Source organism: Nitrosomonas sp. Nm34, from assembly GCF_900113925.1.
Classification (GTDB): domain Bacteria; phylum Pseudomonadota; class Gammaproteobacteria; order Burkholderiales; family Nitrosomonadaceae; genus Nitrosomonas.
In genome coordinates, this window is record NZ_FORD01000009.1 from 1 (window position 1) to 25613 (window position 25613).

The following is a 25613-nucleotide window of genomic DNA, read 5'->3' on the forward strand; positions in this document are numbered from 1 at the left end:
TTTAAAGCATGATTAATGCCTTGCTTGCTGACACCCAACCGTTTGGCGCGCTCGTACTGATATGCGTCCGGATAATTCTTGACGTCCTGCGCCAACATTTCCATGTTGATCCTGGTAGGCAGGTTTGTTGCGGGTGGTCTTGGGATCGGGAGTTTTGATCCAACGCATCACGCTGGCGACCCCTACATCAAAACGCTTGGCCACTTGTACGATTGAGAGGTTCTCCTTCTCACGAACGGATAATACTTTACGGCGAAATGATATCGGATAGGTCATCTGTAAATTATAATCAATTTATAGGAGGCATGCTATAAAGCTGGATACTCAAAATGGCTCCCAACGGAGACTTTAGTTCAAGAAAGTATTATCTGATTTTTATAAATTTTTTTGGTTTTCCTCTGTTGCAAAAGAAAGAGCGCTTTTACTTTCAAGTAATTTGCGAGAATAGATGTTAAAAATGAACAGGGTGAGTGTTGAACCTACTCTACTGGTATGTTACTTTTGATGGTACTAAAAAACGTTTGTCGCAATGGGGTGGCAAGACTTGAGTCTGTGGCTTGTATTTTTACATTAGATAATATATTAGGTATATTAATGATGTGAGAAATAGATTGCTGGGTTTTAGTTCTGTCGCCTTGCGCGGTTTCCCTGACTTGTCGGGCGTTGCCCGTCGTCCCGAAGTCGCCAATACTTGCTCCGTGAAGCGCGCATTGCCAGCGCGTTGCGCCATTCGCTTCTTTTATCCGCCCTGATGCCAATTCATAACATAACAGCTTGCGGTCAGCTCCCTATCTATTAGGTGAACCGTGGCTCGTTCTCCCTTTCTCCCTTCAGAGGAATGTTGATTTTTATACTACCGCCGTACATTATCGATATGAAGATGCCAATATTACATTCTAGTTGGAAAACATTGGTAGACATCGAAGCTACGTCTTCCCTTATTAACCTCCGAAACAGGAACAATAGTATCGCCGTTAATTAACGCCGCTTCATTCCGCGCAAGATCAGCAAGTTCATCTGCAACTTTTTCTTGATCACGGTTAAACACTATTTTACTGACTACTTTAGTTTCAACTCTGCCAATTTTTTTGCATGGCTGGACTGCTTTGGCTGAGTGTACCAAGCGTACTCCTTCGCCTTTGGAAGTAACCTTAACCCATGTACAGGAAGAGAATATTAAACAACTGGCAACAGCAATAAGAATCTTTATCATTACACTATCTCAGTTATAGGGAAAAATTTTAATGAATAGTTTATTCGCAAAATAGGGCGCTCCATATTTTTTGGTTGTCAGATAATCGTTTTGCGCGAACGGAAGTGATTGTAAGGATCGTTTACATAGGTTCGCTTTATTTTTACGAGGTGGTGGTAGCTTTTATCGAAATAAGTTTGGGTAGGTACTGAACTGTCTTTAAAGCTGATGAAAGCACCTGAAGTATTGGGAATATCATAATCACGGCAAACTTCCATCCAGTCGAGCGCCTGGTTGACGCGAGTATACACATGATTATTCTCACCTTCTCTTTTTTCTTTTTCAGTTTCATTCCACCAGGTTTGGTATTGTATGGTGAAAATTTTATCCTTGTAAGGAAAGGCGCTTTTGTCTTTCTGCTCCAGGGTCATGACCTGCTGATAATAGCTGCCGGTAATAGCCCCTAAGGTAATATAAGTAAAGAGTCCCAGGTGCACGTTGCCGCTTAATACCAGGGGAGAAGTGAGACTTTCCAATAATTTATAGTGGCCTTCTGTGCCAAGCCCCTCTTTATTTACTAAACGTGAGGTGATTTTGTGGGGGGCCGGCTGGTCTTCATCAGGTGGAAATGGTGTGCCTTCTAGTCCCTGTTTCAGCAAATTCATATTGTGAAACGAATAGCGATCCCAAGCACTCATCAGGTGATCGCCATAGGGTAAATCTTGGTACTTGCGCCCAGCTTTGCCCATTATGGTTACCGTGTAGGTGCCAGTGTGTCTAAAGTGTTTATCTACAAATTTCTGCAGGCTGTTTTCATCTCCTTCCCAATAGCCATACATCACGCAGTTGTGGCTTACAGTATGGGGATTAAAGTGCTCACCTTCGCTGGCATGTTTAGCCGCAATTTTCAGATTAGTCCCTACTAACTGGTTAGCGTCTGGCTGGGTGGAAGCAATGACTTTTTCCCATGTTTGCAACACATGCAAGGTAGGTGTGGTATCGCGCAGAGCAAATAATTTGTTTTCAGGCACATAGTGGTATTTATTCCACTCAATCTGAAACTTAATCATTTCATCGGGCAGGTCAAAGGTTTCAATTACAAACTCGGTCACTATGCCGTAGCTGAAACCACCTCCACCTTTTATAGCCCACAGCAGTTCTCGATCGCCAATTATTTCACTATTCATACTCAACTCGCGTATGCTGCCATCGCCCAGCACCAGGGTAGCCCCTACGACACTTTCGCAGCACATGCCATGCTTGCGAGTCCAGGGACCCCAGCCTCCTCCCATGGTATAGCCTGCTATGCACACGGTAGCACAAGTGCCATGCGGAATCATGACATCACATTTAGCCAGCTCCGTGGTTAGGCTCTGAAAGCGTATACCAGGCTGTATGCGAGCAATCTTACGCTCACGATCAATTTTGACCTTATTCATCTTCGAGAGATCGAGCAGAAGGGTATCAGTGCCGCTGCATTCTCCTTCATGATCATGCCCACCCGAGCGCACACGTAAAGGCAAAGCATGTTTACTGGTAAATTTAACCGCTACGCTTACCTGTTGAGCTGTCTCACATAGCACAATAGCAGTAGGCATAAATTGGAAGAGACGGTTAAAAATTTGACGATATTGATCATATTTTTGCTGGTCTTGCGCACAGTTAAAAAGAATTTCGGGAATTTCCACACCGTCTGAGCAGTAGGTCTCTTTAAGTTTTTCAATTAGGTCATGCATCTGTTTTATATAGGTTAAAGGTTTCTTATAAATGAGATAATTGATATTTCTGACTAACTATAAGCAAGTACCAGATTCGGAGAAAAGGTAGGATTTGAGCGCCTGCGCGGTAAGCAGTCATGTAAAAGCAAATTAACACTGATATGTTTTTTAAACCGTGCAATGCACAGTGTTTCCTTCTAATGCCATTCTTACAAGCGCGAACTAGGTATGCCTGCCAAGTACTTCCATTTCTAAATCAAAACTGACTTTGTCAGTTTCACTTTGCCATATTATTGATACTGTCGGCGGCTCGCCTTCGCGTCATTTTTGAGTTGGCAATCGAATACACCATGACTGATAACCCTCACAACTTTGATTGAGTGAGATTGCACGTCAGCCGGACCGGAATGGTGAAGTCATACTAAAGTTGGGCTTTCCACAATCACGCTCTACTTTTTGTCATAGGTTATTTTTAATATCCCGAAATGCCTGCATGATGTATAAGATTTTATCTATTTACCAGAATAGGGCATATTAATAACTGGGAAACTGTAACTTTAGCGCTGATCTCAAAAACTCATTCCCACCATATAATAAATATTAACTCAGAAAGGGAACATTATCTATTATTGAAATTAGCATATGATTAATGTATGCCAAGAGCAAGCTGAATCATATTTGTTGATAAACCCTATTGTAATAACCTGAAATGAAATCCGGGAGAATGACTTCACCATTGCTGTTGGAGGTAGTTAATATTCCGGCTATTGCTCGGTGTCAAGCTGGCTTTGCTTGTCATTCCTGGCTGGCTGCATGATTATAACTAGCTTTAACGTGATTCATGTGTTATACATTAACAATCATTTGGAATTCTTATTCTTTCTGTTGATAAAAATTTTCCCATGATCGGATTAATAATGCGCTAGCCAGATTACAAGGAAAATTGTTTTCTTCGTGTTATGGTAGCGGGATACAGATGGTATGCTCGTGCATTATTGCCTGGTCATTAGTCATTCCCTGGCATCGGCATGTAATAAAGATGGTATTCCCTTATGGCTCGCTTTCGTGCCAGTTTGATCTGGAGGTGGATGTTTGATTTCAGGACAGAATTAAGACCAATACGACATTGATATAGCCTTTTATCTTATTGATGATACTCTTGTCCTAAAAAGCTCCCGGTTTACACCAGTACACCATCAATCAGTTGCAAAACCCGTTCTGCCTGGTTGGCGAGTTGCGGATCATGCGTAACGATGACAAGAGTAGCATTCACTTTGCGATTGAGCTCCAGCATTAAATTGAATACTCCTTCTGCGGTATGGCGGTCAAGATTGCCAGTAGGTTCATCGGCCAGCACGCAGGCTGGCTGAGTTACCAATGCTCGTGCTACGGCTGCCCGTTGACGCTCCCCTCCAGAAAGCTCACCAGGCGTATGAGTCAGGCGATGGCTCAGGCCGACGTGCTGCAGCATGTCCGCTGCACGCTCCATCGCTTCTTGTTTATTCATGCGCCGTATCAGCAGTGGCATGGCCACGTTTTCCTGAGCGCTGAACTCGGGAAGCAGATGGTGGAACTGGTAAATAAAACCAAGTGAATGATTGCGCAATTGACACCTTTTTTCTTCGCTGATAGTGGTGAGTCCTTGACCTAGCAGCAAAATCTCCCCTTTGCTCGGTGAGTCCAGTCCGCCCAGCAGATGCAGCAATGTACTTTTGCCCGAACCGGAGGCACCGACCACCGATACCATTTCGCCCCTGCTCAACGTTAGGTTAACTCCTTGCAAGACGGGCACTTCGAGCTTGCCCTGAAAGTAGCTTTTATAGAGATTCTTGCATGAAATGACGGTGTTATTCATAGCGCAGTGCCTCTGCCGGATTAACTTTTGATGCGCGGTAGCTTGGGTAAAGCGTTGCGAGTAGTGTAAGCGTAAAGGATACCACTGCCACTGTCACGATATCATCCAATTGTGGATCAGAAGGTATTTCGCTGATGTAGTAAACTTCCTGTGAGAGAAACTGAATGCTAAATAGCCGCTCGATGAACGCAACCACTTCTCCCACGTTATAAGCCAGCAGCGTTCCACCAATGAGACCCAGCACTGTGCCAAGGACGCCGATTAGGGTCCCCTGCACAATAAATATTTTCATAATGCTGCCAGGGCTGGCACCCAAGGTGCGCAGGATAGCGATATCCGGTTGCTTGTCAGTCACGGCCATGACCAGGGTTGAGACGATGTTGAAGGCTGCAACCGCGATGATTAATGCCAGAATCAACGACAACATGCGTTTCTCGATCTGAATCGCCCGGAAGTAATTAGCGTGCTGATGCGTCCAGTCAGTGATGTAGTTATCAGCAGAAAGCATCAATGATAGTTCTTTTACCACCTGGGGCGCTTGAAACATATCCTTCAGCTTCAGCCGCACTCCCGATACCTGGTTAGGTTCCATGCGATAGAGTTTCTGCGCATCTGCCATATGAATAAGTGCTAAGCCAGAATCATATTCATAATGGCCGGCTTCAAATACGCTCGTTACGGTGAATTGTTTTAGACGAGGTAACATCCCTGCAGGGGTTACTTGGCCTTGCGGGGAGATCAGGACAATCTTATCGCCCGGAAATGCACCCAGACTACGTGCCAGCTCGATGCCAATGGCAATATCGAATTCACCTGCTTTCAACTGATCAAGTTCGCCCATCACCATCATTTGCGCGAAATCAGCTACACGATTTTCATAGTCTGGCAAAATTCCACGCACCATAATGCCTCGTACTACCTGATTGTGAGAGAGCATGCCTTGTGCGCTGACATAAGGGGCTGCTGCAATTACTTGCGGATGTTTGCTTGCCATGTCGGCAATTTGTTGCCAGTTAGTTAAAGTACCGCTAATGGTGCTGATTTGAACATGTGAAGCAACACCGAGTATACGTGAGCGGATTTCCTTATGAAAACCATTCATGACTGACATGACGGTGATGAGTGCCGTCATGCCCAGCGTGATGCCCAGCAAAGAAATCAAGGAAATAAAAGAGATGAAGTGATTACGCCGTTTTGCGCGTGTGTAGCGTAAGCCGATTAGCAGTTCATAGAGGAACACGAATATTTTTCCTGGAGAAAATGAGATCTTATGGGCTATATATTCTAATGAAGCTGGGTAAGTAAATGTCAGGAAATTTCCACAAAAAGTTTGAATTTTTGCCAAATTGCAGAAAAGTACCTCTCGTCTTCAGTATAATTGATCAAGAGAAAACAGAATTTGATGTGGTTGGTTTTATGGTGCGAGAAGGAAAGGTTCGAATTATTGGTGGCAAGTGGCGCAGCCGGGTGATCACTTTTCCTGATGAGAAATATTTACGGCCAACACCTGATCGAGTTCGAGAAACGGTATTTAATTGGTTGGGACAGGACTTAACTGGTAAATATTGTTTGGATTTATTCGCAGGAAGTGGCGCAATGGGTTTTGAAGCAGCCTCACGAGGGGCTGAGCGCGTCGTGATGGTGGAGTTGAGTAGGCGCATAATGCATCAATTGGAGGCAACCCGGAAGAAGCTGGATGCAACGCAAGTAGAATTAGTGCAAATGGATGCGCTGGCATTTATTGCCTCGGATGTGAGGCAATATGATGTCATATTTTTAGATCCTCCTTTTCAGTTTAATCTGCTGCCTGAATTATTGATGCGGCTTCCTTCACATATGACAGGAGACAGTTTGGTTTATATAGAAAATGATCATAAATTTGATCTGGATGAACAATGGCTTGTGTGGCGCAGCGGACGGGCAGGCAAGGTTTGCTACCACTTACTGAAATTGAAAAAAAATGGATAAAGCGGTTTATCCTGGAACTTTCGACCCATTAACGCGTGGCCATGAAGATCTGGTGCGTCGTGCCGCAAAATTATTTAAACATGTTATCGTAGCCGTGGCTGCGGATAGTGGCAAAACCCCTTTTTTTTCCTTGACCGATCGTATTCAAATGGCCCAAGAAGTGCTAAAAGATTGTCGCAATATCGAGGTGATGGGATTTACTGGTTTGTTAACCGTGTTTTTGCAGCAACAAAATGCCCACATCATTCTGCGTGGTTTACGTGCTGTGTCTGACTTTGAATATGAATTTCAATTGGCGGGAATGAACCGTCATCTCTATCCAGAGGTTGAAACTGTTTTTTTAACCCCATCTGAGCAATATATGTTTATTTCTGCCACGATTGTACGAGAAATTGCCAGATTGGGAGGAAATGCAGACGAATTCGTGCATCCCATTGTTGCAGAACTGTTACGAAAGAAAATGAAAAACTGATTTTTTGAGGTGGTTGAGATGGCATTATTAATTACTGATGAATGTATTAATTGTGATGTTTGCGAGCCGGAATGTCCGAACGAAGCAATTTCGCAAGGTGAGGAGATTTATGAGATCAATCCCAATTTATGCACAGAGTGTGTAGGACATTATGATACTCCTCAATGTGTTGAGGTTTGCCCCGTCAATTGTATTATTACCCATCCCAATGTGACTGAGAGTCATGAGCAATTACTAGCTAAATATCATGCGTTGATTACTGGCGCGGAGCGAGCTCCTCAGGAATAGCATAACGCCTCGGACCAAAAATGGCGGTACCTATCCGTACAATTGTGGCGCCCTCTGCAATCGCAATATCCATATCCTCAGACATACCCATGGATAGGGTATCGATATCGAAGCCATCCTTTTTGAGCTGCTCAAAGATCTGCCGCATGATTTGAAATTGCTCGCGTTGCAGTGCAGTTGCTGAAGTCAGCTCGGGTACCGCCATTAATCCTCTTAATTTTAAACGAGGCAGTTGATTAACAAAGGTGGCGAGCTCTGCAGCCTGTTCAGGCGCAATACCACTTTTGGTCACTTCACCACTGACATTGACTTGGACACAGACTTGTAGCGGCGGAAGCGATTCAGGTCTCGCATTGGATAGACGCACAGCAATTTTTTCTCGATCTACACTGTGTGCCCAGGCAAAATTTTCTGCAATAGGTTTGGTTTTGTTGCTTTGGATCGGGCCAATAAAATGCCACTCTATAGGTAAATCAGCAAGTGCGCGAATTTTGATCAATCCCTCCTGCAGATAGTTTTCTCCAAATACAGTTTGCCCCGCTTCCCAGGCTTCTCTTACCTTTTCAGGAGGATTGGTTTTGCTGGCAGCTAATAACAGAATGTCCTCTGGTCGTCGTCCTGCATTCCTGGCAGCCTCTGCAATATGGGATTTAACTGTTTGCAGACGTGTGGCAATTGTTGTCATGGTTTACTAATTGGTAATAATGGCAATAAAAAATAATGAAATAATGCTCGCTGGGAAAAGTGGCGCTGAATAAGATTAACTATCCGCTACCAAATATCTTCTCAATTTTTATTTATCCCTACCGTTATAAACAAGCAGGCTGTTACTTTGAGCTGGAAAACCAGGAAGAAATTCATGAAGACCAACCTTACCTACTTATAGCATCTAGGGAAAACGTAAATGAACATAGTAGAACTACTTGCCTTTGTGGTCAAGAATAATGCATCTGATTTGCATTTGTCTGCGGGTATGCCACCAATGATACGTGTACATGGTGATGTCCGGCGCATCAATCTGCCAGCCATGGAGCATAAAGATGTCCATGACATGATTTATGACATTATGAATGATGGTCAGCGCAAATTCTATGAAGAGCATCTCGAATGCGATTTTTCTTTTGCCGTACCTAATCTTGCGCGTTTCCGAGTTAATGCATTCAATACTCATCGAGGTGCAGCTTCAGTCATGCGCACAATTCCATCAAAGGTGCTAACACTGGAACAGATCAAGGCGCCCAAGATTTTTGCAGAAATTGCGCAGCAACCACGAGGCGTCGTGTTGGTGACAGGTCCAACCGGTTCGGGTAAGTCAACTACGCTGGCGGCGATGATCGACGATATTAATGAGAATCAGTATGGTCATATTCTTACACTTGAGGATCCGATCGAGTTTGTTCATGAAAGTAAGAAATGCCTGATCAATCAACGTGAAATCGGAAAAGATAGCCATAGTTTCGCTAATGCATTGCGCGCAGCCTTACGAGAAGACCCGGACATTATCTTAGTGGGTGAGATGCGAGATCTGGAGACGATTCGTTTGGCATTGACAGCGGCAGAAACAGGTCATTTGGTATTCGGTACCTTGCATACCAGTTCTGCCGCCAAAACCATTGATCGTATTATCGATGTGTTTCCTGCGGAGGAAAAGGAAATGGTTCGTGCCATGCTATCGGAATCCCTGCGGGCAGTGATCTCTCAGGCATTGTTGAAAACTAAAGATGGGACTGGCCGGGTCGCAGCGCATGAGATCATGATCGGTACCCCTGCCATCCGTAATCTGATCCGGGAAGGAAAAGTGGCTCAGATGTATTCAACTATTCAGACCGGTCAGAGTGTAGGAATGCAAACACTTGATCAAAATCTGGCTGATCTGGTGAAGCGTAATGTCGTTTCCATGGTGGAGGCAAGAGCCAAAGCTATGAACAAGGACAATTTTCGAAGTTAATATACCTAATCCATTTCTAAATCAAAACTGGCTTTGTCGGCTTCACCTTGCCGTTTATTGAAACTGTCTGCGGCTCACCTTCGCGTCATTTTTGATTTAGAAATGGAATAAAAGGAAAGGATATTAAAATTTATCATGGAACAAGAGCAGACAACAAAATTTATGTACGATTTGCTGCATTTAATGCTCAGCAAAAAGGCTTCCGATTTGTTTATTACAGCTGGCTATCCGCCTGCGTTTAAAATTGACGGAAATATGACCCCCGTATCCCAGCAGCCCCTTTCCCCCCAGCACACGGCGGAGCTGGCGCGCGCTATTATGAATGACAAACAGGCGGCAGAGTTTGCAGCGACCAAGGAGTGCAATTTTGCCATTCATCCAGCGGGCATCGGGCGATTTCGTGTGAATGCATTTATTCAACAACAGCGAGTGGGTCTCGTGATTCGCACGATCACTACACAAATTCCAAAATTTGATGATTTGGGTCTACCGCTTGTGCTAAAAGACGTGGTGATGAGCAAGCGTGGTTTAGTTATTTTTGCAGGTGGTACCGGCTCAGGTAAATCGACCTCACTTGCCGCTCTGATCGGACACCGTAATCAGAACAGTTATGGCCATATCATCACTATTGAAGACCCAGTAGAATATGTGCATGAGCATATTAACTGCGTTATCACACAACGAGAAGTGGGCGTGGATACGGATTCCTGGGAAGCGGCACTCAAGAATACCTTGCGCCAGGCACCCGATCTTATTTTGATTGGTGAAATTCGTGATCGTGAAACCATGGAGCATGCCATTGCTTTTGCCGAGACGGGCCACTTATGCATGGGGACACTACACGCCAATAGCGCCAACCAGGCACTTGACCGTATTATTAATTTTTTTCCGGAAGAACGCCGAGCACAGCTGCTGATGGATTTATCATTAAATTTGAGAGCCTTGATCGCGCAACGGCTGATTCCCAGGAAAGAGGGGAAAGGGCGGGTGGCAGCCATTGAGGTGATGCTGAATTCTCCATTGATCTCAGATCTGATTTTTAAAGGAGAAGTTCATGAAATCAAAGAGATCATGAAGAAATCGCGAGAGCTCGGTATGCAAACTTTTGATATGGCGTTATTTGAGCTTTATGAAGCTGGCCTGATTAGTTATGAGGATGCGCTGAGAAATGCAGATTCCATGAATGAGCTACGCTTGCAAATCAAACTGCACAGCTCAGAAGCGCAGCACAAAAACATCAATGAAGGCATTGAACATTTGACGATTACCTGATGTATGGCGGAATGAACTCGTCATGTTATATTTTAGAAAGCTTCTGGCAGTTTGGCTTTCACCAAACTGCCGTTTAGGATGATTGCTTCTCAATAACAACCTGATTATTCAGTACTCAGCTATCGGTCTATCAGTATAGAATTATTTCCCTGATAAAATATTTCGACCGTTTAAATTTTGAGGTAAACGATTATTATTGGCGTAGAAGCTTTTTAATTGGGTAAGTTGTGCATCTGAAATGGTGATCAATTTGGGCAGAATATACCATTGAACACCTTCGCTACAGGGCGGGGTAGTTAACGATCCTGCTAAGGTGAAGTACTGGATCGGTTGATCAAGTTTTGGTAATAACGCTGCAGGGTCGAATTGCAAACCGGAGTTTTGATTTTTACCACCTGAATCAGGTGGCATATTGTCTAGAATCGTTTGGAATACTGGGTTTTGATCCCCTAAATTGATTGCCACCGCCAAAACGACCAGTCTGCCATCACTCTTGACATGAACATAGTGCAATTCAGCTGGAAAACTAGTGGTACCCACGACATGTTCACTTGGTTCATGAAAATGAAATTGAGTTAACGGAAATGATTCTTCTCCAATCTTAAGATGGCCTGTGTAACCGGAGGAAGTATTAACTTGTATCGCATGACCCGTATTGAAAAAAACGGGTGCATTATCAACAGGATATGAAATTTCCAGAGGATTCACCTCTGTCCCCTCAATTTTTGCTTTAGCCAAGTCAATAGGAGATTGATGCTGCCCTACCCCGCATTCAGCAAAAGGAAAACTTAACGGTGGTGTTTGAGAGGTGTCTTGAAGGGACCACCAATTTTCCTGCTCAGTATGATCCCAGTGAGGTGGGTCTGAAAAAACACTGGTTGCGTAAGATACAATGACAGCAGCGAATAAATTAGTTAATAATTTTCTTTTCATGATCACTCCAGCAGTAACTAGTTATGAGATTAGCAAGTATGTTCTTTGCAGTAGTCTTCCATTGGATGCCCCTTTTTGGGAGTGGAAGATTCTTGCCCTGCCCCTGAATCGTTATCTTTTGATGATTCTGAGGTTTCATTTTTAGTTGATGTATCAGATTGCTGTGTTGGCAGTATCAGCTCATTTGAGCTTGTTGATGAATTGGGTGATGTGGATGATTTGGATGAATTGGATGTCGTGTCTGCTGCGGAACACGAAATGCTGAAACTTAGCAAGACAATTAACAAAACTTTAGTAAACATAATAAAGTCCTTGTGTATTAAAAGAATTTATAAAAACATACTTAAATGGTGAATAATTAACTTTTTAAGCCCTTCAGTTAGCTTGCTTTTAATTTATATGACTGATTTTCCGTTCAAGTAAGATGATCGGCTAAAAATCCATCATCTTTAGTCCTAACAGCTCAGCAACGCTTCTAAAAGAGCAATTTTTTAATAGACATAGAATTTTCCTCCCTTGTAAAGAAATAAAGTGAAAATGGTGAAATCAAAATGAGGCAGCAGGAGAAATGCTGTCAATTTGTATTTATCTTTCGCCCCAGAATATTGACTAAGCTTCATTCAAATTCTCGTGTAACATCCGAATCTAAAACCATGGAAAGCGCACCCTTGGATAAAGGCAGTACTGTCACGTCGGTGTTGTATTCCTTCGTTTCAAGCGAGATTTCAGAGGATGTGCCTGCTATCTGCGAGGGGATCAGCTTGATAATGACCTGTTCGATAGCATAATTTCTATTCCCGTTGTAAACGCTGCCATTAAAGATTCCCCAACCGAAGCCGGCAGCAATTTTGATCTTATTCTCCGCGTCAGAGGGAAGCGTTATTACATTTGAATTGTCACCAGGAGAAGCCTCATCACACTGATTGCTCAATTCATGTTTTTGATTATTATTTTGCATAGAAGCTTTTAAGCAATGATCATAATCAGCTAAAGCTGGACTAGCGATAGTTGTAAGAGGCCAGAGAGTAATACCGATCAGCATAAACCTGGCTAATAAAAATTGTTGCATTAACAAACTCCTTCTCTGTTTTCGCTTATTGAGATCTCAGCTTTTGTATAAGGTACATTACTTAACCTAAATAAAATGTGAAGATGGAATAGTCTGAAGCAGACTAAATGAAATTTTAGGTGATTACCAATCGCGCTTTGCTGTTAAATGGGGTTACGTGCCCTGGTTCGATATGCAGGTCAATCCGACTATTGCTTATTTCATTTCCAGATAAAATATGACACGAAGATGAGCTACAGGCAATATAAATAATACGGCAAGGTAAAGCTGATAAATTTTGATTTAGAAATGGAATGACATTCACGCATGAGGCCGGCAATCAAATTAAAGTGAGATGCTTGAACCTCATGAAAAATAAAAAAATGAAAGCAAGGTTAAGGATCATCCCAGTCAATTTTGCTATTGAGTTGCCGTACTTGTTTATCTCTCAACTCATCAATTAATGACTCGTGCATTGAAAGGATAGTGGCGCGGCTTGTGCTGAATACTGATCCATTGATCAGTAGTAAATGCTGCGACGGCCCAGGCGCCGTTGAAACGACCGATTCCTGAATTTTTTTCACCACCAAATGGGTTGAACGGTAAATCATTGACCGGCTGATCATTAATATGCACCATGCCTGATTCAAGCTCTTGTGCGAACCGAAGGCCGCGCTCGGCATCTTGTGTAAACACAGCAGCAGCAAGTCCAAGGTCTGTGTCATTGGCGATTTCCAGCGCATCGGCTTGATCGCGTGCACGTATGATCGGTGCGATAGGACCGAATGATTCCGTTTGTGCCAACTGCATTCGATTAGTTACTTGGGAGAATACATGGGGTGGAAGCACTAAGCCTTGTGCTTCACCCCCCACTATCTGATGGGCTCCTGATGAGATGGCCTCATTAATCCGGCGCTGCAACCCGTTTAGCTGGGATTCATTAATAATGGGGCCAATCATGGTATCTGGCGCATTGGGGTCGCCTACTTTCAGCTGGCGTACCCGATCAGCGAAGCGCTCCACAAACTCATCGTGAATCCGATCATCAATAATAAAGCGATTCACACTCATGCAGGTTTGGCCTTGGTGTAAAAATTTACCAAACACCGCAGCTTCCACAACTTGCCCCAGGTCGGCATCACTCAATACCACGAATGGGCCATTACCGCCCAGCTCCAGTTCAAGTCGTTTCAGCATGGAACCTTCTGCCGCTAACTTTGCGATATTGCGGCCAACCGGTGTGGAACCGGTAAACGATATGACACGAGGAAGCGGGTGAGTAACAAATGCATCGCCAATCTCGTTGCATGCACCGACGGTAATGCTGAGTACCCCAGCAGGAAGTCCGGCCTCCTCCAGAATTTTAGCCAATAGCAATCCGCCCGTTATGGGTGTGTCACTGGCTGGCTTGACCACAACAGCGTTATCAACGGGCCAATGCAGGTGCTGCAGAACGAGCAGTGAGCTGGAATGGCCAGTTCCAAGGACTGATCACACCGACGACACCGACGGGTTTACGATACATGCGGCTTTCCTTGCCGGGAATCTCCGCCGGAAGAATCCGGCCTTCTACCAGATAAGGCAGCGTGGCTGCCTCGAGCAGTACGCCATGCACGGCAGTCCATTCCAGATTGGCTTTGATGCGGGTTCCACCGGATTCATGAATGATCCATGACACAATCTCTTCACGGCGCGTTTCCATGATCTGTGTCACTCGCCGCATGATTGCCGCCCGCTCACCCGGTAATAATGCCGCCCATTCAGGTTGGGCCTTGGCGGCACCTCGATAGGCTTCGTGCATGTCATCACGATCGGCATGCGGTATCTCGACCAGAACATTGCCATTATAAGGATTCAAGTCATTTAAAACCTTTGTTCCCTTGTCATGGCGCCACTGGCCGTTGATCAGTAACTGATCGAAATTTGAATAGGGTGGTGGAGCCTCTTTTTCCTTTTCCATCATGCATTCCTCATGCGTGTTTTCATAGAGAGCCCATTTGAAAAGGGAGTAAAAAAATTCGTACTACAGCCGGATGATCGGTTTAATCGTGACCCCTTTCTCGCTATCTTCAGCCGCCTGATTGATTTGATCGAGCGTATAGAATTTCACCAGCTTGTCAAAAGGAAATTTCCCCTGCTGATAAAGCTCAACAAGCGCTGGAATAAAAAGATCCGGTTTGCTATCGCCTTCGATAATTCCGATAATGCGCTTCCCTGCTGTCATCACCCCATTCACGTCGAAACTCGCTTCAGTACCCAAAGCAGGGGCGCCGACAATGCCGCATGTTCCCCGAATAGCCAGTGCATCAATGGCTTGACGCAATACAGCAGGGCGTCCACTCGATTCCAGCGTGAAATCAGCGCCTCCTCCGGTAATTTTGCGAACCGCTTCGACAGGATCGGTTTCCCGGCTGTTAATGGTATGGGTTGCGCCCAGTTCCATAGCCAGAGTCAAGCGCGCAGGCACTACGTCTGCCGAAATGATGGTGGTTGCGCCGGCCGCACGCGCCGCCATCACGGCACTGAGTCCCACTGCGCCGCCTCCAAAAGCGGCAAAACTGCTGCCAGGATTGACTTTGAGAGCATTTATGACAGCTCCGGCACCGGTTTGAATGCCGCAACCCAGCGGGCCGAGTAGCTCTAAAGGCGCATCGCTGGGGACTCTGATGACGTTACGCTCATGCACGAGCGCAAATGTGCCAAACGACGACTGCCCGAAGAAATGATCATGGACTAGCTCTGGAGTATTACCTGCTGTAAAGGTTGACGTACTGCCGTCTTCGCGTGCTCCATTGAAATTCAGCGCATAAAAATGTTCGCAATAGGTCAAATCACCACGTAAACAGGGCTTGCAGTGTCCGCACCACATATAGGTCAGCACAACATGATCGCCAACAGCGACTTTCTTCACATGGCTACCTATCTGTTCGACTACGCCCGAGCCTTCATGACCTAACACCACCGGCAGCGGCACCGCATAAAGCTGATCGCGCGCGACCATATCAGTATGGCACATGCCCACCGCTAAGATGCGAACGCGTACTTCATCGGATCGTGGATCATCCTGCATCAGATCTTCAATTTGAAACGGCCCACCCTGTTGGCGAATTACTGCTGCCTTGATTTTTCTCACTGTTACCTCCGCTTTAGAAGGGGTGTTTTCTGTTCACAGTTAAGGCGAAGCTAGCGAATGCCTGATTTTCCCGGAGCAAGAATTCCATTGGGATCCAGTGCTTTTTTAAGTGTTTTGTGCACATTTCTCTGCACGGGGCCATAGGTTTCGGCCACTTTATCCATAAATGCCGTATTGACGCGATAAGTTCCATATCCGCGCGCCGAGAATTCGGTCAGCAATTCATCGAAACACTGGTAAGCTGCTTTGGTCTGCTCCGGGTCAGTTTTATCGTACAGTACGTCGACAATATGATGCATATCACGCATGCCGACGATAAACTCACCGGAATAATCCAGGCCGTATTTGGCAAGAATCTGCTTGGTCAGAGCCATCTGCTTGAGCGTTTCACTGCCCCGTGCCTGTGAGACGGGTGCGAACCACATCGACCCGCCACCACCGCGCCAGTTATACAACGAAAATTCTGTAAGTGTCATTTCTCCACGCATGAGCTTGGCGCGATAAACAAATGCGGGATCCTCCGCCGCTTCCTGCTCTGTCAGGATTTTTGCCTTGCCGGATCGACCAAAAGCCTGTGTCACGATTTTCCAGTTCACATCAATCTGCTCCTGCGTGCCATAGAGAGCCGCATACACATTCCAAATACCCAGTTTATGGTCTTTCATAATCCGATAGACTGCTTCATCCGGGATTGAACCAGGCCCGGACACATAATCACTACGCCGAGCTTTTACGGGTGCCTCATACAGTGCATGAGCAATGACTACCGCATTCGGAATGACACCACTGATGCGCAGCGGACGGATCGTTTCCACGATCTCTACGATATCTTCTTCGTATTCATATTGAATCACAAACGGTTTGAACGCTGGTGGTTCAGGCATCAACCAGAAACCGAATTTAGTGACAATACCGTAGTTGGATTGTGTAAAAATGCCATCCAGATAGGGGCCGTATCCCCATTTAAATACCTGCCAAGTATTGGAATTGGGCATTGAGCCCATTCCTGTGCGCAATACTTCACCATTGGCCAGAACCACTTCCATGCCGCAGGCAAACAGAAAATGTTCTCCATAGGGCGTATATCCGACTCCACGATCGAGCGTATTACCCACCGGTCCTGCAATGGCAGAGGGCGCTGGCATGGATAGCCATAAGCCCAGTTTGTGTTCTTTGATGTAGTCATCGAGCTGCTGATAGGTGACACCCGGTTCCACCAAAGCAAAGGCTAAATCTTTATCTACTTCGAGAATACGATTCATACGTTTGAGATCAAGCACGACCTGTCCGCGCTCAGCAGGAGCTGCCGAGCCATAACCCAGATTTTTCCCAGTGGAAATCGTCCAGATCGGTACTTTGTATCGGTTACAAATCCCAACAATCTTTTGAATCTGCTCGACAGTCGTGGCCAGAAGTGCCGCTGAGGGTGCATGTTCGGCATCGGAAACCGGCATCATCGTCTTGATGTAGGGTGCCAGTTGTTCTGCGCTGATGAGCACAGCGGCATCGCCAAGCACGCTGCGAAAATCGTTGATAGCTGCATCAAATACTTTCTCTGTTACGCTTTTAGGCAATGCAATATATTTACTGGTCATGCTGTGTTCTCCCTACACGTCGATTACAAACGAAACAAAATGTTTTCCCGCTAACCCATGCTGATCCGGATAACGCTGAACCGATCGATGCACGAATGCGCGACTGGAGCAAAGTTCCTGATGTATCCCCTTATCCAATGCGGTCGCTACAGTCGCGTAGCCGGTGACTTCTATCCAGTTGTCAAATTGGGGAAGCTCAATTGCTGTAGCACTGGCTGTCTTATCTTGATAGGTGGAAGAACCATCGGTCTGAGAAAATATAGGTTGCCAATTTTCTGATGCCCTCCAGCCAATGAGTTGACTGGCTTCCAGTGGAGATACGCCAGCACAATGTAAACGGATTGGCGCCTGATCAGCCCACTGATAAGATAAAAATTCGGATAGGTTTGCCTCTTTTCCTGCCCTATCTCCGCGCGGCGGTGCAAGAAAATTTTCGACAATAGAAAAATTGTGCTGATTCTGCATGAGTATTGATGCGAGTAACTCCCCGGCACTGTATGCGGGTGATGCCGTCGTCCACACATGACGCAAGGGGAGGGAGATGTTATCGCTGGATATAGAAGTATGTGAACCTAATGCCAGCAGGCGCCCTTCAGCATTCCGTACCAATTCAGTGAATATGGCCGCATTGGCATCATCCATGACGGCAACCCAGCGCATATTATGAGATTGTGTCAATAGATCGACTATGCGCACAGGATTCGTTAATAGCTCATCCTCTAATTGGAATGCCGGCAATATACCTTGACGGTAACTGCTATAGAGAGCGCAAGCAGTTTGGGCGCCTTTGGCAAACGCTTCGTCGATAGGTGTAGCCCCCATCAATAACTTGCAATTATGTGTACTGTCGAACAGCGATTGATTGATGGGGGCTGCTTGAGTGATTCTGGGAATACCCAAAGCCAATAAGGTTCCACCGGTGAGTATGCCTTTGATGAGGTGACGTCGAGTTTCATCCATAGGATGTGACCTCCTTAATGCTGAGCTTCCGTTTTTGAAATGAAATCCGCCAGTTTTGTCAGTGATTCATCGTCGATCTCTGAAGAGCGGAAAGAGGGCATGGCCCGGTTTCCATTACGAACGATAGTGCGGATATAGCTTATGGGAAGCTCACGGTTACGAATGGGTGGCCCGACCTGGGCTTCATGGCAATAAGCGCAAATTTTGGCATAAATTTCTGCACCATCCTTCCACGCAAACCCAGCACTAAGTTTCTCTTCCTGCGCTGACCATGCATGGTTTATCGCGGGGAAGAATATTACCAACATGAAACCGAATACTACGAATGCGCCTCCCAATCTTGTTTCTTTCATACTGGTCCTCCGCAGAATTTCAGTGAGTTGTCGGGTGGGTAATGTGATGTATCTCCAGAAGAGTTAATAAAATTTTTCTGCTACTGCCACAGAAAGCTCGTAACTCTTTTACCCATGATTTCCTGGTTAAACACAACTTTGGCTGTCGGTGTGTCGATACAGACAGCACCATAACAGACATGTAACGGTAAAAGATGGTCTTCTCTAGGGTGGCAATATCGAGCAGAGGGAGCTTTTTCCCACTCAATCAATCTTTGCTCGCGCTCATCTGGCAGAAAATCTCTGCTGGCACATGTTTCTATCAGCCAGCTATCAAACTCATCGTTTTCTTTGTTGCCATCATTGCCACTCGAAAAGAACCGCTTCAAATTATGAAAGGACATCCCGGAACCAACAATCAGAACATTTTTCTTTCGTAAAGAGGTGATGGCTTTCCCTAAATTAATGTGTTGACCTGGGTCTAAATTCTTGAGTAGGGATAACTGGAGGCAGGGGATGTGTGCCTGTGGATACATCAGCATGAGTGGAATAAACATGCCATGATCAAAGCCCCGCTGTTCGTCCAGTTTAGCTGGAATTCCACTGGCTGTTATCATTTCAAGGGTTGCTTGCGCGAGTTGCGGATGACCTGGAGCAGGGTAACGGATTTGATAGGCTCTTTCCGGGAACCCATAGTAATCATAAATTAATTCAGGATGGCTGTTACTCGTGATGGTTGCTTGATCCTCTTCCCAATGAGCACTGATGACTAATATGGCTGAGGGCTCACTCAAATTTTTTGCGATCTCTTTTAGAAAAAAAACCATCCTTTCATGCTCTTTATCGCCCATAACGGGTAAGGGCCCTCCACCATGTGGTATATACAACACTGGTGAAAGTGTCTCTGATGGTTGATTGCTCATATACTTATTCCCTATCGCAAGAAAAACTAATATATTCCAATCATGAGAGGGATTTTTGGTTATTCCTTTTCTAATCAAACCTGACTCTGTCGGCTTCACCTTGCCTTATTATTGATACTGTCTGTGGCTCACTTTCGCGTCATTTTTGATTTGGAAATAGAATGACATTCCCTCTTGAATCAGAAATTCAGGCTAATTTTCTGGTTATCTTGGCTACATGAGCTCCCTGAAAGCGAGCAATTTTTAGTTCATTTTCTGACGGTTGACGGCTGCCATCTGCGCCGGCGAGTGTGCCTGCCCCATAGGGAGAGCCTCCGGTAATTTCACTCATATTCATGATTTCCTGGCAGGAATAGGGAACACCTACGATGATCATGCCCTGATGTAATAAAGTGGTATGAAAGGATGTAATGGTAGTTTCCTGACCCCCGTGCTGGGTAGCAGTGGACGTAAAAACGCTCGCAATTTTACCAATCAAGCTACCGTTAAGCCATAAGCTACCGGTCTGATCAAGAAAATTGCGCATCTGTGCGCACATATTGCCAAATCGGGTTGGCGTACCAAAGATAATAGCTTGATAGTTCGGTAATTCATCTACTGTCGCGATCGGTGCTTCCTGATCAAGCTTGACACCAGCCTTTCGTGCCACCTCTTCCGGGATCAGCTCAGGCACTCGCTTGATAATGACTTCAGTATTCTCGACGCTTTGCACCCCTTCCGCAACTGCTTTCGCCATGCTTTCAATATGTCCATACATACTGTAGTAAAGAACAAGAACTTTCGTCATGTTTTCTCTCCTGTCTTGATTTCCTGGTTCGAAAAATGGCTTGTATTGAATTCATCCGTTTTTATTTCTATTTTTATTTCTATTTCTAATAGGCTTCTATTTTTTAAAAAAGTTTTGTAACTTTAATAAGGTTATTCCTGAACCAAATTTATGGCAATAAAAATTTTGATTATCAATTTTAGATTAGATGGGGCTCTAATTTTTGAGTTGTCAGATCAAATTTTAGTTACTGCACGTCAAGATATGACGGCACTATCTTTACGCTTGCCGCCTGAGATTGGCCGCGTAGCTCGGCCGCGTCAATACGGTGGATATATGCATCGGTGTACGCTTGCCGAATACCACAGTTAGCTAACATAACCATAACCGCATGGGCTCCATGTTTGAAAACACACCTCGCACTGAAATGCACTCATTCATCAAAATATCATTAAAGTGACCTAAAAAGCTGGATAAATTAACTTAAAAGATCATTTCTACTTATTATTTCTTTAAGCTCTTTCAAATAAAGAGTTATTAATTTTCTGTGTAATCAGGATATTATTTTTTATTAATATCCAGAAATACGCTTCTTAATAGCAGCGTGAACAAAAAAGGAATAAAACTCATTCCTGTTACCCAATAATGCTCATAAGTGAATTGATCGCCTTCATCCATTATGATATACGTAAAAAAGATACCGACGGGTGCAATCAAGGAAAGGAATTGAATTAATAAAAATAGTCTTTTGATCATATGGGGTTATCTTATATATTAATTTCTATCAGTTATTATAAACTTGATAGATTCCTGCGTAGTCAAAGTAATTTGAGTTTAGTATAAAAAAGAATAAAAGGCTTTTGAATCTTCCCGGCTTTTGAATCTTCCTGTGTATGAGACAAAATGGAAGCTATACTTATTATCACCAATTTTCCTGACAAAACGAGCGCGTTAACGCTCGCTCAAAAACTCATTGAACGTCGAGCTGCAGCGTGCATCAATATTTTGGCCGAATCCACTTCAATATACCGATGGCAGGGAGAGACTGAAGTAAGCAATGAGATACCGGTTTTCATTAAAACATTAGCAAAACATTATAGGGCGGTAGAAGAAATCATTAAAGCCATCCACCCTTATGAACTCCCTGAGATTATTGCAGTCCCTGTAAAGTTGGGATTGCCAGCCTATATACAGTGGGTTGCCGATGAAGTGACCAACCATTCTTGAATTAGCAATATAAAAAAACAAATTTGGGTCAGCTATGCGTTTAATTCAATTTTTTTTAATTTTATTTATTTTTGTTAGTACAAATGTAGTGGCTGAAGAAGAAAGACGCTCTAGCGTGCTATCGATCTTGCAGAAATTCGGTGCTAGCTTTGGGGAAGCAGAACAGGAGTTGCTGCCTCCGGATGAGGCATTTAAGTTTTCGATTGAGGTGAGAGATGAGCATACACTCATTGCCAATCTTATTCCTGCAAAACACTACTACCTTTATCGCGATAAAATTGCCTTTGAGCCGAAAAGTGATGGTATCCATATAGAAAAAATCACCTTGCCACCCGGCAAGATAAAGGAGGATCAGACCTTTGGTAAGACGGAAGTTTATTATCAGCCTGTTCAGGCAGTTATTTCATTAAAACGAGAAGCACCAGCTGTAAACCAGCTTTCTATTGCCGCAACTTATCAGGGATGTAATGAACCGATCGGTGTGTGCTATGCACCGATCAAAAAAGAAAACGATATCACCCTGCCGACAATCAAAGCCGCTCTGAATACGGCTGCTGAGACGATCAGTGGCAGCGCAGCGGCTGCAAATGTGGATGCTACTGCAGAGTTGTTCCAAACACCCGCAGGCTTACCCGCTATTGAAACGGAGTCGTACAAAATCGAGCAAATGTTTGCGAGTGGTAATTTCTGGTTGATATTGACCGGTTTTTTTGGCATAGGCTTATTGCTCGCGTTTACGCCATGCGTTTTTCCTATGTTTCCGATTTTATCGGGCATTATTGCCAATAGGAGTCAGCATCTTACTAAACGACGTGGCCTTGTTCTTGCGCTGGCTTATGTCCTGGGAATGGCGATTGCTTATGCCATTGCAGGTATTGCGGCCGGCTTATCAGGTGCGATGCTGGCTGCGGCTTTGCAAAATGCCTGGGTACTAGGTACCTTTGCGCTGATCTTTGTGGTATTAGCTTTTTCAATGTTTGGCTTTTATGAATTGCAGTTACCCAGCTTCCTCCAGAGCAAGCTTTCAGAAGAAGCAGGACATTTGAGAGGAGGGCACTTATCTGGTGTCTTTGGTATGGGGGCGCTGTCTGCCTTGATTGTCAGTCCTTGTGTGGCGGCGCCCCTTGCTGGTGCGCTGCTCTATATCAGTCAGACCCGTGATGTCGTATTGGGTGGAGCGTCATTATTCATGATGGCGCTGGGTATGGGTGTCCCGCTGTTATTATTGGGGGTTTCAGCAGGTGCGCTGTTACCTAAATCAGGCCCATGGATGGAAGCCATCCAGCAGTTTTTTGGTGTGCTGTTATTGGCGGTTGCCATCTGGCTGATATCACCGGTGATTTCTGAAGTCGCTCATATGTTGCTATGGGCCGCGCTACTCATTATCTCGGCAATTTATCTGCATGCGATCGATCCGTTACCTGAAAGAGCATCTGGTTTCAGAAAATTTCTTAAAGGCCTTGGGGTCATTGCGTTACTGACCGGGGTCGCTCTTTTGATCGGCGTATTGTCTGGCAGCCGGGATATTCTGCAGCCTCTCTCAAAATTGAGTGTTGCTAGTGCAGGGAACAATGAAGTGGCGCAGTCTGTAAGCTTGAATCAAGCTGACCATCTGCCATTTCAGCGAATAAAAACAATTGCTGAGCTTGATGAAGTGATCCAGCAATCAAAAAATAAATACATTATGGTAGATTTTTATGCTGACTGGTGTATTTCCTGCAAGGAAATGGAGCGCTTTACATTTGCTGATGCAAACGTGCAAGCGCGATTAAAAGATGTGGTGTTATTACAAGTAGATGTGACTGCTGGAACACCGGATGATACAGCGCTACTGAAACGTTTCAAATTGTTTGGTCCACCCGGAATTCTATTTCTTGACCGCCAAGGGAACGAGATACCGAACATCAAAATTATTGGCTATCTCAATAAGGAAGATTTTCTTACTGTATTGGATGCCGTATTGATTTAGCTTATCTGTTTTACCGTTTAATTAATCCACAAGGAAAGATTGCATGTCAAAGTTAGGCAAGTGGTTGCTTTATGTTGCTATCGCTTTGGGAGCGATAACTGCAGGATTTATGTTCAAGGCTCACCAAGTGAACCCAAAGTTAAGCAGCACCCAGAAACAAGCGGGCGCGGAAGCGTTCTTTGCGGCTAGTTTGCCGGATATCGAAGGGAATATACAGTCTTTCTCTCAATGGCGCGGCAATGTGTTGCTCGTAAATTTCTGGGCTACCTGGTGCGCACCCTGTCGTGAAGAAATACCAGAATTTATGGAAACACAAGATAAATTTCGTAAGCAGGGATTGGTGGTAGTAGGTATTGCTATCGATCAAAAAGAAAGGGTAGATGCATTTAGTAAAGAATTTGCCATTAATTATCCTGTCGTGGTGGGGGATTTGGATGCTTTTTCACTCGCAGAGGCAATGGGTAATCCGCAAGGTGCGCTACCTTACACAGTAATGATCAATCGCGCGGGAGAAATTGTTGATACTCATTTAGGCCGCATCCACATGGATAAAGTCGAAAAAGTACTGAAACCTTTGCTATAACTTTGGAAGGGATGCAGTTAGCGGACATCATATTGATCATTCATTTTTTGTTCGTGTTATTCGTGGTAGGCAGTGTTCCTCTTATTTGGATGGGTGAGTGGCTGCATCTAAAATTTGTCCGGAATTTTGTATTTCGACTCACCCATCTTGCAGCCATACTGTTTGTTGTGGCTGAGTCGCTGATCGGTGTAATTTGCCCACTCACGAGTTGGGAAAACGAGTTACGTGGAATCAAAGCAGAGCAAAGTTTTATCCAGTACTGGTTACATCGAATGCTATATTATGATTTTCCTGAAGGCGTACTCACGGCAAGTTATGTGGTATTTGCGCTGTTAGTAGCGATCACTTTCAAGTTGGTTCCCCCAGACATTCCCAGCAAATTTAAGTTTAAGCGCTAATAAGGAGCAATCTAATCACTTTCTCTTTCGGTTAAGTTATTTTTAGTCAGAGAAAGGAGCTCTGCAATCGGTGGCTCAAATATTTCTTCATCAAAAGCCTTATCCCCATCAGCGGCGGGAGCGCCATTGGGTTTGAGCCCTTGGAAATTGTAGCGCGCTTTGTCTGCTAAGTGAGATAATTGCACATTCTGGAGCGCAGTAAACATCGTTTCGAGCCTTCCTGGGAATTTTTTATCCCATTGCTGTATCATTTCTTTGATTACCTGGCGTTGCATATTTTTTTGAGAACCACATAAATTACAGGGAATAATTGGAAAATTCTCAATTTCAGCGTAAACAGTCAGATCCTTTTCTTTGCAATAAGCCAATGGACGAATGACGATATGATGACCGTCATCACTAATGAGCTTGGGCGGCATTGCTTTGAGCTTGCCGCCATAAAACATGTTGAGGAAAAAAGTTTCGAGTATGTCGTCCCTGTGATGACCTAAAGCTATTTTGGTTGCGCCAAGTTCAGTTGCCACACGGTAGAGTACCCCTCGGCGTAAACGGGAACATAAACTACACGTGGTTTTTCCTTCAGCGATTACTCGTTTCACGACACTATAGGTATCCTGCTCAACAATGCGAAATGGCATCCCCATTTGCGTAAGATATTCAGGTAGGACATGCTCAGGGAAACCAGGTTGTTTCTGATCCAGGTTGACCGCAATCAGTTCAAAATCCAAGGGAGCATGTGCCTGAAGATTGCGCAAAATATCGAGCAGAGCATAGCTATCTTTTCCACCCGATAAACAGACCATCACCCGGTCGCCAGGTTCGATCATATTGAAATCAGAGATAGCCGTGCCTACCAGGCGACGTAATCGTTTACGAAGTTTGTTGGTGTTATATTGTACTTTTTTGGATAAAGGTTCCATCATGAGAAATGCTGTCGTGTAAAAGTTCTAAAATACTTTATTGGTTAGGTTATATCACTGCTTTCGTAACAAACTAAAAAATAAATAGTTTAACAGCCGGAACAATAAAACAG

General features: G+C 44.6%; 28 protein-coding genes. 11 read left to right on the forward strand and 17 right to left on the reverse strand.

From position 1 onward, the window contains the following. On the reverse strand, positions 1-104 hold a 104-nt coding region (locus tag BM283_RS20495; RefSeq protein ID WP_217646453.1), incomplete at its 3' end, for an IS630 transposase-related protein. A gap of 495 nt (positions 105-599) precedes the next feature. Here BM283_RS20495 and BM283_RS18710 point away from each other — a divergent pair. After that, on the forward strand, positions 600-752 hold the full coding sequence (locus BM283_RS18710) for a hypothetical protein (protein ID WP_175492043.1): 153 nt from the start codon (positions 600-602) through the stop codon (positions 750-752). 137 nt (positions 753-889) lie between these two features. Here BM283_RS18710 and BM283_RS05670 read toward each other — a convergent pair whose 3' ends face one another. The 4 genes from BM283_RS05670 to BM283_RS05685 form a co-directional block, all read right to left on the reverse strand. Further along, positions 890-1213, reverse strand: coding sequence for a DUF4156 domain-containing protein (locus tag BM283_RS05670; protein WP_090690664.1), 324 nt, complete (start codon positions 1211-1213; stop codon positions 890-892). A 77-nt stretch (positions 1214-1290) separates the two neighbouring features. Next, the gene (locus tag BM283_RS05675; RefSeq protein ID WP_090690666.1) at positions 1291-2928 is read right to left on the reverse strand and encodes an FAD-binding oxidoreductase; all 1638 of its coding nucleotides are present in this window, start codon (positions 2926-2928) and stop codon (positions 1291-1293) included. 1162 nt (positions 2929-4090) lie between these two features. After that, the gene (gene lolD / locus BM283_RS05680) at positions 4091-4765 is read right to left on the reverse strand and encodes a lipoprotein-releasing ABC transporter ATP-binding protein LolD (protein WP_090690671.1); all 675 of its coding nucleotides are present in this window, start codon (positions 4763-4765) and stop codon (positions 4091-4093) included. Continuing rightward, a complete protein-coding gene (locus BM283_RS05685; RefSeq protein ID WP_090690674.1) occupies positions 4758-6005 on the reverse strand; it encodes a lipoprotein-releasing ABC transporter permease subunit in 1248 nt (415 codons plus the stop codon). The genes lolD and BM283_RS05685 overlap by 8 nt, the downstream gene beginning before the upstream one ends. Positions 6006-6070: 65 nt before the next feature. On the opposite strand from BM283_RS05685, the gene rsmD reads away from it, so the two are divergent. From rsmD to BM283_RS05700, 3 genes are read left to right on the forward strand one after another with little or no spacing between them, the layout of a single operon-like run. Beyond that, on the forward strand, positions 6071-6733 hold the full coding sequence (rsmD, locus tag BM283_RS05690) for a 16S rRNA (guanine(966)-N(2))-methyltransferase RsmD (protein WP_368086406.1): 663 nt from the start codon (positions 6071-6073) through the stop codon (positions 6731-6733). Continuing rightward, on the forward strand, positions 6726-7205 hold the full coding sequence (coaD, locus tag BM283_RS05695) for a pantetheine-phosphate adenylyltransferase (protein WP_090690678.1): 480 nt from the start codon (positions 6726-6728) through the stop codon (positions 7203-7205). Before rsmD ends, coaD begins: the two co-directional genes overlap by 8 nt. An 18-nt stretch (positions 7206-7223) precedes the next feature. Continuing rightward, positions 7224-7493, forward strand: coding sequence for a YfhL family 4Fe-4S dicluster ferredoxin (locus tag BM283_RS05700; RefSeq protein WP_090690681.1), 270 nt, complete (start codon positions 7224-7226; stop codon positions 7491-7493). Here BM283_RS05700 and BM283_RS05705 read toward each other — a convergent pair. After that, on the reverse strand, positions 7462-8178 hold the full coding sequence (locus BM283_RS05705) for a YggS family pyridoxal phosphate-dependent enzyme (RefSeq protein WP_090690686.1): 717 nt from the start codon (positions 8176-8178) through the stop codon (positions 7462-7464). The two genes, BM283_RS05700 and BM283_RS05705, sit on opposite strands and share 32 nt — an antisense overlap. Before the next feature lie 219 nt (positions 8179-8397). Between BM283_RS05705 and BM283_RS05710 the strand changes: the two genes are divergently transcribed. Both BM283_RS05710 and BM283_RS05715 read left to right on the forward strand, forming a co-directional pair. Further along, complete coding sequence (locus BM283_RS05710; RefSeq protein WP_090690691.1) at positions 8398-9441, forward strand: type IV pilus twitching motility protein PilT; 1044 nt, start codon at positions 8398-8400, stop codon at positions 9439-9441. 135 nt (positions 9442-9576) lie between these two features. Beyond that, the gene (locus BM283_RS05715; protein WP_090690694.1) at positions 9577-10713 is read left to right on the forward strand and encodes a PilT/PilU family type 4a pilus ATPase; all 1137 of its coding nucleotides are present in this window, start codon (positions 9577-9579) and stop codon (positions 10711-10713) included. 141 nt (positions 10714-10854) lie between these two features. Here BM283_RS05715 and BM283_RS05720 read toward each other — a convergent pair whose 3' ends face one another. Beyond that, positions 10855-11646 carry a carbonic anhydrase gene (locus BM283_RS05720; protein ID WP_090690696.1) on the reverse strand — a complete coding sequence of 264 codons (792 nt, stop codon included), beginning with the start codon at positions 11644-11646 and terminating at the stop codon, positions 10855-10857. Positions 11647-11721: 75 nt separating this feature from the next. On the opposite strand from BM283_RS05720, the gene BM283_RS05725 reads away from it, so the two are divergent. Then, positions 11722-12000, forward strand: coding sequence for a hypothetical protein (locus BM283_RS05725; protein WP_090690700.1), 279 nt, complete (start codon positions 11722-11724; stop codon positions 11998-12000). A 262-nt stretch (positions 12001-12262) separates the two neighbouring features. Here the strand turns inward: BM283_RS05725 and BM283_RS05730 are convergent, their stop codons facing one another. The 9 genes from BM283_RS05730 to wrbA all read right to left on the reverse strand — a co-directional run bounded on the left by BM283_RS05730 (position 12263) and on the right by wrbA (position 20424). Continuing rightward, complete coding sequence (locus tag BM283_RS05730) at positions 12263-12715, reverse strand: hypothetical protein (RefSeq protein ID WP_090690703.1); 453 nt, start codon at positions 12713-12715, stop codon at positions 12263-12265. Between the two features lie 435 nt (positions 12716-13150). Next, positions 13151-14110, reverse strand: coding sequence for an aldehyde dehydrogenase family protein (locus BM283_RS19875; protein ID WP_254776207.1), 960 nt, complete (start codon positions 14108-14110; stop codon positions 13151-13153). A 10-nt stretch (positions 14111-14120) separates the two neighbouring features. Then, entirely contained in the window at positions 14121-14654 is a 534-nt protein-coding gene (locus tag BM283_RS19880) for an aldehyde dehydrogenase family protein (RefSeq protein WP_254776208.1), read from the reverse strand. Positions 14655-14717: 63 nt separating this feature from the next. Further along, the gene (locus BM283_RS05740; protein WP_090690706.1) at positions 14718-15827 is read right to left on the reverse strand and encodes an NAD(P)-dependent alcohol dehydrogenase; all 1110 of its coding nucleotides are present in this window, start codon (positions 15825-15827) and stop codon (positions 14718-14720) included. Positions 15828-15877: 50 nt separating this feature from the next. Continuing rightward, the gene (locus BM283_RS05745) at positions 15878-17422 is read right to left on the reverse strand and encodes an FAD-binding oxidoreductase (RefSeq protein ID WP_090690709.1); all 1545 of its coding nucleotides are present in this window, start codon (positions 17420-17422) and stop codon (positions 15878-15880) included. A 12-nt stretch (positions 17423-17434) separates the two neighbouring features. Then, positions 17435-18382 (reverse strand): hypothetical protein, encoded by a 948-nt coding sequence (locus BM283_RS05750; RefSeq protein ID WP_090690712.1) that lies wholly within the window; start codon positions 18380-18382, stop codon positions 17435-17437. A gap of 14 nt (positions 18383-18396) precedes the next feature. After that, the gene (locus BM283_RS05755; protein ID WP_090690715.1) at positions 18397-18735 is read right to left on the reverse strand and encodes a c-type cytochrome; all 339 of its coding nucleotides are present in this window, start codon (positions 18733-18735) and stop codon (positions 18397-18399) included. Positions 18736-18815: 80 nt separating this feature from the next. Then, complete coding sequence (locus BM283_RS05760; RefSeq protein WP_090690718.1) at positions 18816-19637, reverse strand: DODA-type extradiol aromatic ring-opening family dioxygenase; 822 nt, start codon at positions 19635-19637, stop codon at positions 18816-18818. Between the two features lie 187 nt (positions 19638-19824). Then, entirely contained in the window at positions 19825-20424 is a 600-nt protein-coding gene (wrbA, locus tag BM283_RS05765) for an NAD(P)H:quinone oxidoreductase (RefSeq protein ID WP_090690722.1), read from the reverse strand. A gap of 882 nt (positions 20425-21306) precedes the next feature. On the opposite strand from wrbA, the gene cutA reads away from it, so the two are divergent. The 4 genes from cutA to BM283_RS05795 all read left to right on the forward strand — a co-directional run bounded on the left by cutA (position 21307) and on the right by BM283_RS05795 (position 24580). Next, positions 21307-21630 carry a divalent-cation tolerance protein CutA gene (cutA, locus tag BM283_RS05780; protein ID WP_090690730.1) on the forward strand — a complete coding sequence of 108 codons (324 nt, stop codon included), beginning with the start codon at positions 21307-21309 and terminating at the stop codon, positions 21628-21630. A gap of 88 nt (positions 21631-21718) precedes the next feature. Further along, a complete protein-coding gene (dsbD, locus tag BM283_RS05785; protein WP_254776210.1) occupies positions 21719-23599 on the forward strand; it encodes a protein-disulfide reductase DsbD in 1881 nt (626 codons plus the stop codon). Positions 23600-23642: 43 nt separating this feature from the next. Beyond that, positions 23643-24182, forward strand: a complete 540-nt coding sequence (locus BM283_RS05790) for a TlpA family protein disulfide reductase (RefSeq protein ID WP_090690737.1) — start codon at positions 23643-23645, stop codon at positions 24180-24182. Positions 24183-24193: 11 nt separating this feature from the next. Next, a complete protein-coding gene (locus tag BM283_RS05795) occupies positions 24194-24580 on the forward strand; it encodes a DUF2784 domain-containing protein (protein WP_090690740.1) in 387 nt (128 codons plus the stop codon). A gap of 11 nt (positions 24581-24591) precedes the next feature. On the opposite strand, the gene ttcA is transcribed toward BM283_RS05795, so the two are convergent. Next, entirely contained in the window at positions 24592-25500 is a 909-nt protein-coding gene (gene ttcA, locus BM283_RS05800; RefSeq protein ID WP_090690941.1) for a tRNA 2-thiocytidine(32) synthetase TtcA, read from the reverse strand. Between the last annotated feature and the right edge of the window lie 113 nt (positions 25501-25613).